General features: G+C 39.3%; 12 protein-coding genes. 4 read left to right on the top strand and 8 right to left on the bottom strand.

Going from position 1 to position 13,799, the window contains the following annotated elements; genetic code table 11:
* Positions 1-272 precede the first annotated feature (272 nt).
* Positions 273-551 (top strand): hypothetical protein, encoded by a 279-nt coding sequence (locus F607_RS0112830; RefSeq protein ID WP_157365462.1) that lies wholly within the window; start codon positions 273-275, stop codon positions 549-551.
* A gap of 185 nt (positions 552-736) precedes the next feature.
* Here the strand turns inward: F607_RS0112830 and F607_RS0112825 are convergent, their stop codons facing one another.
* Positions 737-1,462 (bottom strand): alanyl-tRNA editing protein, encoded by a 726-nt coding sequence (locus F607_RS0112825; RefSeq protein WP_027708408.1) that lies wholly within the window; start codon positions 1,460-1,462, stop codon positions 737-739.
* Positions 1,463-1,587: 125 nt separating this feature from the next.
* On the opposite strand from F607_RS0112825, the gene F607_RS0112820 reads away from it, so the two are divergent.
* Both F607_RS0112820 and F607_RS0112815 read left to right on the top strand, forming a co-directional pair.
* Positions 1,588-2,982 (top strand): aminotransferase-like domain-containing protein, encoded by a 1,395-nt coding sequence (locus F607_RS0112820; RefSeq protein ID WP_027708407.1) that lies wholly within the window; start codon positions 1,588-1,590, stop codon positions 2,980-2,982.
* A gap of 132 nt (positions 2,983-3,114) precedes the next feature.
* Complete coding sequence (locus F607_RS0112815; protein ID WP_027708406.1) at positions 3,115-4,485, top strand: sensor domain-containing diguanylate cyclase; 1,371 nt, start codon at positions 3,115-3,117, stop codon at positions 4,483-4,485.
* A 60-nt stretch (positions 4,486-4,545) separates the two neighbouring features.
* On the opposite strand, the gene F607_RS0112810 is transcribed toward F607_RS0112815, so the two are convergent.
* The 5 genes from F607_RS0112810 to F607_RS0112790 all read right to left on the bottom strand — a co-directional run bounded on the left by F607_RS0112810 (position 4,546) and on the right by F607_RS0112790 (position 10,164).
* The gene (locus tag F607_RS0112810) at positions 4,546-5,178 is read right to left on the bottom strand and encodes a response regulator (protein ID WP_051311444.1); all 633 of its coding nucleotides are present in this window, start codon (positions 5,176-5,178) and stop codon (positions 4,546-4,548) included.
* Between the two features lie 2 nt (positions 5,179-5,180).
* Positions 5,181-6,575: a cache domain-containing protein gene (locus F607_RS0112805; protein ID WP_027708404.1), complete on the bottom strand. Its 1,395-nt coding sequence runs from the start codon at positions 6,573-6,575 to the stop codon at positions 5,181-5,183.
* 443 nt (positions 6,576-7,018) lie between these two features.
* Complete coding sequence (locus F607_RS0112800; protein WP_027708403.1) at positions 7,019-8,113, bottom strand: ABC transporter substrate-binding protein; 1,095 nt, start codon at positions 8,111-8,113, stop codon at positions 7,019-7,021.
* Between the two features lie 161 nt (positions 8,114-8,274).
* The gene (locus F607_RS0112795) at positions 8,275-9,021 is read right to left on the bottom strand and encodes a substrate-binding periplasmic protein (protein ID WP_027708402.1); all 747 of its coding nucleotides are present in this window, start codon (positions 9,019-9,021) and stop codon (positions 8,275-8,277) included.
* A gap of 384 nt (positions 9,022-9,405) precedes the next feature.
* Complete coding sequence (locus tag F607_RS0112790) at positions 9,406-10,164, bottom strand: substrate-binding periplasmic protein (protein ID WP_038291248.1); 759 nt, start codon at positions 10,162-10,164, stop codon at positions 9,406-9,408.
* A gap of 391 nt (positions 10,165-10,555) precedes the next feature.
* Between F607_RS0112790 and F607_RS0112785 the strand changes: the two genes are divergently transcribed.
* Positions 10,556-11,467 (top strand): DMT family transporter, encoded by a 912-nt coding sequence (locus tag F607_RS0112785; RefSeq protein WP_027708400.1) that lies wholly within the window; start codon positions 10,556-10,558, stop codon positions 11,465-11,467.
* Between the two features lie 45 nt (positions 11,468-11,512).
* On the opposite strand, the gene tesB is transcribed toward F607_RS0112785, so the two are convergent.
* Together tesB and trmH are read right to left on the bottom strand one after the other, a co-directional pair.
* Entirely contained in the window at positions 11,513-12,376 is an 864-nt protein-coding gene (gene tesB, locus F607_RS0112780) for an acyl-CoA thioesterase II (RefSeq protein ID WP_027708399.1), read from the bottom strand.
* Between the two features lie 194 nt (positions 12,377-12,570).
* Complete coding sequence (gene trmH, locus F607_RS29550) at positions 12,571-13,260, bottom strand: tRNA (guanosine(18)-2'-O)-methyltransferase TrmH (RefSeq protein WP_038291246.1); 690 nt, start codon at positions 13,258-13,260, stop codon at positions 12,571-12,573.
* Positions 13,261-13,799: the final 539 nt, after the last annotated feature.

Below are 13,799 nucleotides of genomic sequence, written 5' to 3'. Positions count from 1 at the left end.
GAATGGTGAACACTGACATAGCCCCATAAACCAATTCAAGTCCTTAATTACACAGATGTAAGTGTAAATAACAAGGCTCAATGATTAATCGGCACCATTAATGCATTAGTTACTCCCAGTGCATCATTTTGCTAAAAGCATCACGTGTCTTAAAGTCCTGCTTATAGCTACTACACAATGTGTTGATGTAAGAAAGCAGGTAGAACACATAAAAAGAGTAAAAATGTGCTCGTCACTCGGTAAGAGATACCGTTTCATCACAAAGGGAGTTCATGATGACATTTATTGCATCTCAGTTATTTTCTTCACTGGCATTACAAGAGTTTTTTGCTCACTCAACTGGTGAGCAAACTCAATCTTCACGACATATGCTTTGTCTAAATGGTGATAAAAAACAAAGCGTCACCGGAGAACTTGACCATTTTCTCCCAGAGTTCAACCAAGCAAGCGCAGAAGAAACCCAAACTGCAAATTGGCTCAGCAGTGACAACCTAATGGCATCACTTTGGCTTGACAGTATTTGTCGTGCAGAGCCTGATTTAGCGCTTTAATATACCTAAAGTCAAAGGTATAAAAATCGAATTAGAGAGAGGAGCCTGTTTAGTATGATGACTTCTCCTTTCTCTTCACACAATCCCGCTTAACTGGGTTTGATTTGCAAAGTATGCATCCCTATAAATATAGCTGTAGCAGCAAGCTGTATTTATCTTCAAATCTCGTTATATTACTTGCAGTACTAATTTAACAGCATCGGTTCTTTTGCAAAACAAATCGTCACACGCCTATTTTGTTTGCCCTTTGATTTAATATTAGAAATAACAAGTGCAGGTATTTCACCTGTACTCGCCACATGAGTTCCTCCACAGGGTTGATAATCAAGAGCATCAATGCGAATCATACGAATATTACCCACCCCTTGAGGTGGTTTTACTGACATGGTTTTAACCAATTCCGGCTGCTTTTGCAGTAATTCTTCTGACAATTGTTCTACAAAAACAGCATGATTAGCACAACAATAGTCGTTTAGCTGGGTTGTAATTTCTTCTTTTGTCAACGGTAACTCAGGACACGCCAAATCCATCCGAGCCGATGTTTCATTAATTTGGCAGCCTGTCACAGGAAAAGGTAATACTGCAGAAAGTACATGAAGTGCGGTGTGCAGCTGCATAAACTGGTAGCGACGCTGCCAATCAAGCATTAAGTTAACCTGTTGTCCAACAGGGACAACGCATGACTCATCCTTTAAATAGTGTACAACCTGACCTACACCCTTTCCTTTTAAGGTATTCACAATCGTTAACTCAGAGCCATCTTCAGTGATTACTTTGCCGGTATCCCCTGGTTGTCCTCCTCCCTGAGGATAAAAAATAGTTTCCTGACATCGAAACCACCCTTCACCACTTTCAATTATGCTCGTGGCATGGGTTTGAGCATAACTATTAGCCAAAAACTTCATTTCCATAACAATTTTTCCTCAGCAAGTTGTATCGATACAATTTAAAATTAAACCCGCAAATATCGATACAAAGATAAAACATTGTTAATATTAATCAGCTAATAACTAACTTCAATAAAAATATTGACACCATGACAATTCTCTGGATTACACCCGAACATATAAACGAGCAGACAGGCCCTTGCTATCAGCGCATTGCAAAGGCTTATGCTGAGCAAATAAAAACATTCTCATATACACAAGAACACCAACTCCCTCCGCAAAGGCTGCTAGCAGACCATTTAAATGTCACGGTAGGCACTGTGTCTCGTGCTTATAAACGGTTAGAAGATCAAGGCTATGTGTATGGCCATGTCGGTCGAGGTACATTTGTTCGCCAACAACAGCCTGATGCAAACTTCCAGATTCAGCAGCATATTACAGAAAACCGTTCAGACTTGAGCCTGGGTATAGCCCCGCTTACTGAGCAACATGTGTTACTTAGCCAAACGCTGAAGCAAATGAGTCAGCAACCTCAGTTTTTAGCATCACTTATGGGGTATTACTCTGAACAAGGCATGCCACATCAACGAGAAATAATCGCTAACTGGCTAAAACAATTTAATTTTACGGTTAGCGCTGATCAGCTGTTATTAACAAATGGCGGTCAACACGGAGTCAATACCGTTATTATGAGCATTTGTAAGCCAGGAGATACTGTTCTGTGCGAACAGCTCAGTTATCCTGGATTTATCGCTACTGCGCGTCAGCATCGACTACAGTTACTGGGTGTTCAACTAGATGAACAAGGCATAATGCCTGATCATTTTGACGCTTTATGTAAAAAGTACCAACCCCGAGCCATCTATTTAAACCCAACATTACATAACCCTACGACACGAACAACTCCCGCTGAGCGTAGACAACATATTATCGATATAGCCAATCAATACAACGTATGGATTATAGAAGATGATGTACAGGGGATTTTGCAGCAACCTCGTCCGCCTGCACTTTATCAATATGCGCCTGAGCGAGTTTATTATATTGGTAGTTTTTCTAAGTTATTGGCTGGCGGCCTGCGTAGTGGCTGGATTATTTCTCCACAAAGTACATTATCGTTGATTGCTAGAAGCCTTCGAGCCAATTGCTGGCTAACCCCACCCATAACCCATGAAATTGCTTGTCGCTGGTTGCAGGATGATAGTACCAATAAGCTCATTAATTTACAGCGAGCAACATTAGCACGACGCCACAACATAGCAGAAAACCTTTTGAAGTCATTTAATCCTATCTCTCACCCACAAAGCTACCATATATGGTTACCTCTCCCACCAACCTGGCAAGCTCAAGAACTGCATATGGCATTAGCACAACAGCGTATTGATATAGCACCCAGTTCATCATTTGCTGTAGGTAATGCGCCTATTCCCCAGGCAATTCGAGTGTCCATTAGTCATATCAACGAGGATCAGCAGCTTATACAAGCATTACAAAAAATATCAGACTTACTAAACAATACTCCTCATGAACCAAAAGATTGGTAACCCTGATGCAGTGAAAGCGTCACTAAATGTATACCAACTGCTACACTTAAGAGGTATTAATTTATAGAAATTAAATAACCATAGGAATAATAATTGTTTATCAACAATTAAATCAAAAAGGGTAATACTATCTTGAGCCATAGACCTTACAACGTCGTAGTTGTAGCAAGTAACAATAAAGCACTGAATAACTTGTTAAAAAACAGCAAGAAACTTCAGGAAGAGGTTATATTAATTGCCGCTAGCTCATTAAATGATGCGGAACAAACAATTGCTTCTGCTGAAATAGATGCAGCCATTATTGATATTAATATTGGTTCAACAACAGTTCTTGAGTTTAATTATCAGCATTCACAGCTTCCTATACTGCTAGCAGGAGACCTTAGCACTGAAATACCGTTCGACGAGTTAATCCATGAAGGAATGTATGATTTTCTGGATGTAGCAAACCTCCCTTTAGCAAGTATTGTAACTTCACTCAAAGTATGCATATCTCGTTATACAGCCCAAGGTATCGCTCATGCCTGGCACCATCCTGTTCTGCAAAAACTCAAAAGTATGGAGCATATTTTTTCATTTACATCTCAAAAGGAGTACTCAACTTCCAACCAAATACATAAAATGTTAGAAGCTAGCTGCGAACTTTTCGGAGAACAGTTTTGTTTCGTCTACCGTTTAATTAACGATCATTTTGCAGTGGATTTTCAGCATTTTACAATAGAACAAAAACCACAAATTAACCTACCGATTCTAGAAAAACTTAATTATCTCGCTATTAATAGCCCCAATCCAATTCACTTTACCTATCAACAATTAAGTGAACATTTTAGTGAAACACAATTAGAGCAAGCGACCAAATCTTACATGGGTTGTCGAATCACTGTTCAAGAAAAAGTTCATGGCGTGTTGTGTTTATTCAGTAATACACCGCGTGCCGTTCCTTATACAAGTATTGATATCAGCTTTCTAAAAATCCTCGCTGAATGGACTGGTACACTTCTTAGCCGGCAACTTATTATTGACCAGCTACAGTATATGGAAGCCCATGATGCCTTAACTGGATTACTCAAACGATATAGTTTCTTGGATCAGTTAAAACGCTGCTTTGCACGCAGTATGTTATCTGACAGTTACAGTTTTGCACTCATTATCATCGATATTGATAACTTTAAAGACATAAATGAGCAGTTTGGACATACCGCAGGGGATGCGCTATTAAAACAGGTTACAGAACGGTTGTTGACTAACACTCGACCCAAAGATACGGTTGGCCGTTTCTCTAGTGATGAATTCATTATCATTGTTGAAGATGCAGACCATGAACAGGCAGAGCAGTGTTGTAAGAGAATCCATAACGCCTTTACTGAGCCGTTTGAGATTGAAAAGACAAAAAGAAAGGTCACATGCTCTTCGGGCTTCGCCATAAGCCATGAACACCAAACAGAACATAACTTAATTAAAGCAGCAGAAAATATGCAAGTAGAGTCCCGTAAACCCCAGTAACTTATAAAACCCCAATAACTAATAAAACCATAGCAGTATACCCACAGCGAAGGGTATAACTTACAAATTATGCTCTATTGCATAACGTGTTAACTCTGCTGTGCTATTAATACCAAGCTTACGTTTTATTTTCTGTCGATGGGTTTCAACTGTACGTACACTGATGTGTAGCTTCGCAGCAATATGTTTACTACATTCCCCTTCTGCAAGTAAGGTAAGTACCATTTGTTCCCTGGGCGTAAGAGGTGTATTTGATGCTGTTGTTCCAGGCTGAGTGTCTAACAGTGTCTGGGAAACAGAACGGCTTAAATATGTGCCTCCATGAAACACTACTTCTATAGCATTAATCAATTCTGTGGCTGAAACATCTTTAAGTACATAGCCAGAAGCTCCTGAACGTAACGCACTTAGCAAATACTCTCGATTGTCATGCATGGTCAAAATCAAAACAACTAAATCAGGATACCTGGCCTTAATATACTGTAAAACCTGTATACCATTCATCCCAGGCATACTGATATCCATTAACACAACATCAATTGCTATATTTTCTATTTTCTGCAGAGCACTTTCACCATCACTTGCAACAGCAACGACATCTAAATTAGACTGCTGTGATAAACGTGCTCTAATACCTTCTTGAACAAGTACATGATCATCGACTAATAATATTCTAATATGCTGATCCATCATGACTAAGCAGCTTCTTGAATGGAAAGCAGAGGTAGTTTGATCGTTATTTTTGTACCATTGTGCGTTTTGGTATCAATGAGCATTTCTCCTCCATGATAGCCTATGCGCTCACGCATATTTCTTAACCCTACCCCTCTATACACATCAGTAATTGCTGTGCCATTACTCTGATGGCTTGACAAAATACCCTGTCCATTGTCCTCAATATACATCATCAACGCAAGCTTATTCACTTTAAACCAAAGCCTTACCTGCGTTGCATTAGCGTGACGTTCAACATTGGTTAACGCTTCTTGAGCAATTCTATAAAGGGTTGTTTCCACCTCACTTGCCAACCTCAAGTTATCCACAGCAATATAGCGCACATCAATATTTGTACGACGCGAAAAGTCACGGCATAAGGCTTCTAATGCAGGGAATAAACCTAAGTGGTCTAATAGGCTAGGTCTTAAATCTCTAGAAATACGCCTTATTTCCTGAATCGCCTCATCCAAACGCTGAATGCCACATTGTAGCTCTTGTTCCGCTGCACTTTTCTTATTAACATGTTCTTTTGCAGCCTCTAGCGAGTACTTAATACAAACTAATAACTGGTTTATTCCATCATGAAGTTCTCTTGCTACCCTCGCTCGCTCAGCCTCCTGCAAATCAACAATTCGTTGTGTCAATTCTTTGAGCTTTTTATCCGCTAATTTTTTCTCACTGATATTAATAGATAAAATAAACAAAATAATCATCGATATACTAATAATGGTAACAATCATTACTCGCACAAAGGTATTATTAAAGCTATTAGTCACTTGATCATTAAAGTTCTTTATTTCTTCATCAATATCATCAATGTAAATACCAGAACCTACCATCCACCCCCATTCTGGAAGGGAAACAACATACCCAATTTTAGGCATATCTTTATTGACAGATGGTTTATTCCAACAATACTGAAAAAATCCACCTCCATTTTTTGCAATTGCCGTAAGTTCTTTAATTACTTGTTTGCCATTTTTATCTTTTACATGCCATACATTTTTCCCCTGAATTTCCGGCAACATAGGGTGAAGAATATTTGTCCCATCCATCGTATAGACAAAAAAGTAACCATCACTATCAAACCGCATATTATTCAGTAGAGTCTTCACATGCTCTTTAGCTTCTTCTTTATCTTCATTAACATTGATAATATGATTAATGGAATACATGGCTATATTGACGTAACTTTGCAGTTCATACTTTTTTTCAGCCATGATATTTTCTTTTATTATTCGACGCTGTTCCTTTGCCAAATCAATTGAACCAAGAAAAAACATTAATGATATTACAGTGATAACAACCACTAATGGAATAATTGCTAATAGAATGATTTTAAGTTTTAACGAGCAAATTCCATAATCAGGCATACCGTTGTTCTCACTTTCCCTTACTTATTACTATCCCTTGCATATCACAATACCCTTCACTTTGGGTATAAAGTGTGCCTTATGCAATTAAAATTGCATCAAAGTATTCGCAAAGTTATAACATGAGGAATATAATCTGCAACTATAGTTTACAGTCTAAATTGTCCAACAAACCAACAGATAAGTATTTTTACTTAAGAAAAACTACTGAGTTAATTTGCGTAGTTTTGCGGATAGATCAAAGCAGAAAAGCATATAGAATAGAAAACGTCCCATGCGGCTAATTGGCATGCTTGTTTGATCCTCTTGTCAGTGCAGATCTTTCAGTGAGTCAGGTAATAGGTAGTTTGAGTCAAGATCAGTGCTGACCTTCTTTTCCTCACCCTATTGCAGTTATTTATTGCACTCAAACTATTACATTTGACGTGTAACCTGGGTAGGCACTATGGTGGAAACACTTTGCTCATTTTTCCATCAGCATCCATTCTGAAAACCTCAAACTTAAAGTGGTTCAAATCTCCTGCATCATTAAATGATAATGGTCCTATCAGTGTATCAAACGACTTCTGTCGTAAAGTAGTGGCAATATCAACGGGGAATGAGGATTCAGATACAGATATTGCCTGTGCTAACACCTGAATAGCCGCATAACTCGTGTAGATAAAAGGACTCCCCTCATCCAACTGTTTTTGCTGTAAACGTTCAACTATCTGCTTAGCTTCGGGCCAAGTTGAAAATGCAGGAGGCAATGTTACAAGTAAACCATCTGCAGCGTTAGCGGACAGCGGCATGATATCCTGACTGGCAATTGCTTCAGGTCCCATAGCCTCGATAGAAAGCCCCTGGCGCTTACTCTGACGAAGCAAGTGCGCTAATTCAGGGTAATAGCCACCGTAATAGATAAAATCGATCCCTTGCGCTTTCAGCATTTCAACTTCCTGTTTAAAACTCATCCGGCCAACATCGATCTCCAACATCAATTTAATGGGAAAACTACTCTGCATGAGCGTCGTTTTGACCGCCTCCGCCACACCTTTACCATACTGCTGTTGATCATGGATAATGGCCAGGCTTTTAGGGTTATGACGCTTAATATATTCTGCGGCTAATGAGCCTTGTTTTGAGTCAAGTCCAATAGTACGAAATACCAGACGATAGCCTTGCTGAGTAATCGTAGGACTCGTTGAAGCAGGGGTTATCATCAATACATTATTTGCTTCATAAATTGGAGCTGCGACTTGTGTTGCGCTTGAGCAAAGATGACCAATTACATAATGAATATTGCTTTGAACAATTTTCTTTGCCACCTCTATTGCCTGCTGAGGATCACAGGCATCATCAAATGCAATTAAATTAAGTTGGACAGTTTGTTTAGCAGAATGATTAATATCATCGGCTGAATAACGAGCGCCAGTAAACTGCATATCTCCATACTCTGTAACAGGTCCACTCCTTGGCCCCACAACTGCTACGTCAACCAGTTTACTTGCCCATAGACTTTGTGCCCCCCATAACAGGATCACAAACAGTATTCTCATAGGGGAACCTCTAAAAATACCTACTTAGCGGTTATATTAATAAGTAGCTGGGATAGCTGATTAAATGCTCCTCGGCAATTGCTCCGGCATTGCTCTACTGCATGATATCCATATCATTATGCATAAACAGTATCCTAAATCCTGCACATTTGTCAGAAACTCTATCTAAAATAACTATTCTGAATTTCTTGAATACGTCCCGATTTATTTAATTCATCCACTGCTTTTTGCATTTTACCAACTACATCTGCCGGGATTTCCTTATTGAGTCCAATAAATAAATCAATTTCCCCAAATACAAAAACCTGTTTAACTGTGATTCCAAGCTCTTTTGCTAACATCTGGCCAGATAATGAACTCACAGCCCATAAATCAATCTTTCCTTCTTCCAGCTTTTTGGCAAGTCGATCATCCTTCAGTGATGTTTGCAAGTTGAATCCACGATCTGTCAAAAACTTCTCTTTTGCATCACCTTTGTATGCACCAACAATATAGTTCTTTGCATCATCAAGCTTATTGATGGTAATACTGCTATCTGCTTTAGCCAAAAAAACCCACTTGTTCTTAACAATTGGCCCAACCCATTGAAATAAACTTGCCCGTTCAGGGGTCCTGGCCATAGAGAAAATACCATAGTCAGAACGCTCTAATGTTTGCTCATAAATGCGATTCCAGGGGAAACGTAAGGTAATCTCGCAGGATATACTCGCTTTATTGCAAACTTCACGAACAACTTTAGTAGCAATACCTGTAACCTGATCTCCCCGAGCAAAGTTTCCTCCACTTGCACTCATATTAAAGGGAGGACTGTTTTCGGTAAGTAGTTTTAACTCAAAAGCAGACAAGTTAAGTGAAATACCACTTAGTAGCATAAGTATGCTGGCAAATAGCCAATTATTGCGGCTCATTCAAAGTTACCTTATTAAAACAGGTAGTATTATTCCCTACCACATAACACATCATACTTAATGGACCTCTAAAAAATGCAGTTTTTCGAGATAGCTGTGTCAGGACTGTACTCAGATTATCATGTATTCCTTATATACTGAGGTCCTCCACACAGCGCTTCTTGCTCTTAAAAAAATCACTGTTTTTAGCGATTCCCTTAAAGAATATTTAGTATTCACTAAAAATAACTCATTCTTAATATATAAATAAGTATGATGACAAGAGTAATAAATAGTCAATTTTAGATTAGCAGCGCAAACCATTTTGAGTATTTATTTCACAATAAATCAACCGTTTAAGCATCAAAAACTAAATATATTGACCGCAGTGCTTACTATGTAAAATTATAAATAACTATTGATTGTTTCTTCAATAAACCCTTCTTTTCGCATTTCTTCTAAAGCACTTTGTAGCTTTTTAGTCACTTCATCAGGTACTTCTGGATTGAGCGCTAAATATAGATCTGAAGTATTAAAGGTATAAACTTTCTTCAAGTTTCGAATACCTTCTTGTTGTGCTAAGTAGCGTCCTGGTGGGTCTCCTGTAGCCCACAAATCAATTTTACCTTGATCTAACTTTTTAGCATTTTGGTTATCTTTTAACGATAAAATCAGTTCAAAACCTCTCTTTTGTAAAAAATTTGCTGTCGCATCACCTTCATAACCACCAACACGGTACTTTTTCGCATCTTCCAGTGTGGTAATGACTATCGAACTTGAATCCTTAGCAAGAAAAACAGAGTCAAATTGGGCGATAGGACCAACCCACTTAAACATTTTTTCTCGGTCAGCATTGCGAACGGTTGAAAACAGTCCATAGTTACTTTTTTCTCGCGTCAAATTAAAAATCCGATCCCAGGGAAAGCGCAATGTCAGCGAGTATCGTATTCCCGCTCGTTTAAACATTTCCCTGACTATATCAGCTGAAATACCATCAATGTTATTATCACGAGCGAAGTTTTTATCATTAACGCTCATATTATAGGGAGGGAAGTTTTCTGTAAGTAAAATAACTTTATAGTTAGGGTCAATATCAGCCGTAGAGATACTGCTAAGTCCAGCTAGTATGCATAGTACACACCATTTTAACCATTTATAGAACATGCCACTAACCTCGTTACTCGCTTGCTTTATTATTAGTTTAGGACGTGTGGCGTTCCTTGCTTAGTAATCCTCTGGAAATTAAATAAGGTTTTACTTAAAAAAATATCCTTCACTTTGGATATAGATGGTTCTAACTTATAATCCTATTCAAATACCTGTCAAGTATTTTTCTTAGAGGATTTAAAATAAGTCATCCTTTATAAAAAAGCTAAACGTTTGCTAACTCACTAATTCATCAGCCTTCAATATCATTCTTTCCACCTTATTCATAAAAAACACGCTGTGCGTTATATACAAACTTATTGTAGAATACTGGCTCAATATCTCTCTTCACTCGAGTTGAGCCGTTGGTTATTGAACTACTTTTAACCATCCATTGATAGGAAACACTATGACACTTGCCCAGCGTTCTTCGGAGTTATATGGCATTTCACTTGCTGCGCTTGGCTTTTTATTATTCAGTTTGATGGATGCCAGCTCAAAATGGTTAACATCCAGCTATCACTTTGCCCAAATTAGCTTTTTGACTTTCTTATTCAGCTTGTTACCCATAGGCTTTATTCTCTTACGTCAACGCAAGGGCAGTAACAGCCTGTTCAAAACACAACGCCCTACCCTGCAGTTAACACGAGGACTGGTACTACTTGGGCTAAGACTTTGCGCATTGCTCGCCTTTAGTATGATGCCATTGGCTGATAGCTTTGCTTTGATTCTGACAGGTCCTATCATGCTGGCACTTTTAGCCCCAGTAATATTAGGTGATAAGCTAAATAAACGGCAGATCATGGCGATTATGATTGGCTTTTGTGGCGTGCTCGTTGTCCTTCGTCCAGGCATGGGTAATTTTAATATCGGCATGCTGGGGGCTCTTGGTACTGCACTTTGTTTTGCGCTCAATACCATTATGCTAAGAATTATGAGCAAAACTGAACAGCAAAGCACCACACTCTTTTATGGCTGCCAAGTACCCTTAATTATCTCTGGCATACTGATGCTTTACTACGGATATACTCCTCCGTCAGCTAAAGACTGGCTTATTTTTGCACTATGTGGCTTTTTGAATGGCCTCGCCCAAATGCCTATTTTTGCTGCACTAAAATATATTCCAGCCCCTATGGTCGGCGCCTTTCAATATTCAGTTGTCGTCTGGGGGGTTATTCTTGGGTATCTCATATGGGGGGATATACCAGATGCCTTTATTATCATTGGGGCCGCTCTAATTGTCTGCGGAGGCCTGGTCATGGCCATTAACCCAAAACGGTTTCATCGTCAGCCTGTTCAGGACAAGTCAACCGAAGCGTAAAAACCCAGTGAGTGCAACAACCCTGTTGCACTCAGCAACAACATATTATTTTTCGTGTAGCCTAATTAAACCTTCTTGCATAGTTGATGCGACCAGCTGTCCCTGTCGGTTAAAAAACTGTCCACGTACTAACCCTCTAGCCCCAGATGCTGATGGACTATCAACAGCATAGAGCAACCAGTCATCCATACGGAAGTCTCGATGAAACCACATTGCATGATCTATTGTTGCAACTTGTAGATTTTTCTGCCAAAGAGAAACCTTATGCGGCAACAGTGCCGTAATTAAAAAATAAAAATCTGATGCATAAGCTAATAAATATTTATGCACGCGAAGATCATCTGGCATTTTACCTGTTGCCTTGAACCACACATAATTAACAGGATCTCGCTTTTCTGGTGCAAGAGGATTAACCGGATTAACTGGTCGTATTTCAATAGGCTTATCACAAGTTAACTTTTCTCGTAAAGATTCAGGTATTAAGTGCTTAAATTTGCGCGCCATCTCCAACTCGGACATTAACCCTTCAGGACCAGGAACCTCTGGCATATTATCTTGATGATCAAATCCATCCTCTTTGCGCTGGAATGAGGCTGACATGTAAAGAATGGGTTTTCCATTCTGAATAGCCGCAACACGCCGTGTAGTAAAGCTTTTACCATCACGAATACTATGCACATCATAAACAATCGGCTTAGAAACATCGCCTGGTCGTAAAAAGTAGCTATGAAATGAGTGCACACTACGACTTTCATCAACTGTTTGTTTTGCCGCAGAAAGTGCTTGCCCCATCACTTGGCCGCCAAAAACCTGGGGAAACCCCAAATCCTGACTTTGGCCTCGGAACAGATTTTCTTCAATCTTTTCCAGCTGCAAAAGTGCTAACAGGTTATTTAATACATCAGCCATAGATTACCTCAAATATCAAACTCATAACCATACCCATAACGAAGGGGTTTTAAGGGCGGCAGTTAAATACTCCTGCATAAACTGCATTCACACCATCCTTAGTGTTCAATATTTTCAAGAACGCCGACAACAAACCCTAAAAATGATTCGTGAAGGGTAAAAATACTTTATAACAACTTAAGTTTAGTCAGTACCTAAATTTTAAAACTCGCTTTAACCTGACTATACCACTTTTGCTGCTCAACAATGATGCCTTCGTGATCCAAGGGCGGATAAGGCAGTTGGTGCTTATCACAAAACTCAGCAACCAAAGGGTGACACCACTTAAAAAGCAACCGATGATAATCTGCTTGTTCAAGCCTGACCTGGTTATAAAGTCCTTTGTTTTCACGTTGTCGTTGAGCTTCATTTAATATGATAGCGGCAGCAACAGATACATTATATGAAGCAACCATACCTTGCATGGGAATAATAATATGCTCATCTGCAACTTCTGCCGCAGATGCACTGACCCCTTGCTTTTCAGCTCCAAGTAATATTGCGCAAGGCTGTGTGTAATCAACAGCGCGAAAGTTCACTGCACGTGCCGAAAAGTGCGCTGCAAATATCTTAAAACCAGCAGACTTCAACTGGTCAACGCCTTCCTGCACAGTATCATAGGATCGTCGAGTGACCCACTGCTGACTACCCATCGCTGTTCCAGGTAAGCTTCTATACCCCGCACGAGGAACAGTGTAATGAAACTCGCCTATGCCTACAGCATCACAGGTTCTTACGATCGCAGCCAAATTATGGGGTTTATGTACCCTATCAGTAATCACCGTCAAATCTGGCTGTCGACGATCCAAGGTCGCCTTATATCGTTTATAACGCTCAGGGGTCACTCGCAGTGTTCCTCTTATTTACTACGAAAATCATCAATATTTATTGTACAGCTTACTACGCTTGGTTCTCTGCTCAAGTTTCAGTATATCTATTATTAAAGTGCTTTAGGAGCGCAGACTGTCACGGCTAAGCGAGTGATCCATGCCGCTGCTATTATAATGGATATATGGCCAACTCAGTTTATACTCATAGCAACATGTTTTTAAAGATGTCATCAGCAATCGAAGAAAATAACGCCTAAGGCTGTTCAAAGACACAATTCATAAGCCCTTGTTATAACCTTATGCTCTTACAGTAAATTGGAGTCGAATAAACGTAAAGCATAAATAAAACATCATGAGCAATATTGTGTAACTATACCTAAAGCGTTTGAGTTTTAGGTGCAAATATTCTCGAAACCACCACCGAGTAGTGACTTTAACGCATAGGCGTGCTGATCGATTTTGCTAAAAAAATCAATCGCTGCTTTTCTAAATTCACAAACGGTTTTGTAGTATTTGTTGTAGAGCACTTGTTTTTTAAAATACTTCCAAACCCG

It is taken from the genome of Zooshikella ganghwensis DSM 15267, from assembly GCF_000428585.1.
Taxonomy (GTDB): Bacteria; Pseudomonadota; Gammaproteobacteria; order Pseudomonadales; family Zooshikellaceae; genus Zooshikella; species Zooshikella ganghwensis.
The sequence above is the reverse complement of the archived record's forward strand: the minus strand, read 5'-3'. Positions and strand labels throughout refer to the sequence as shown.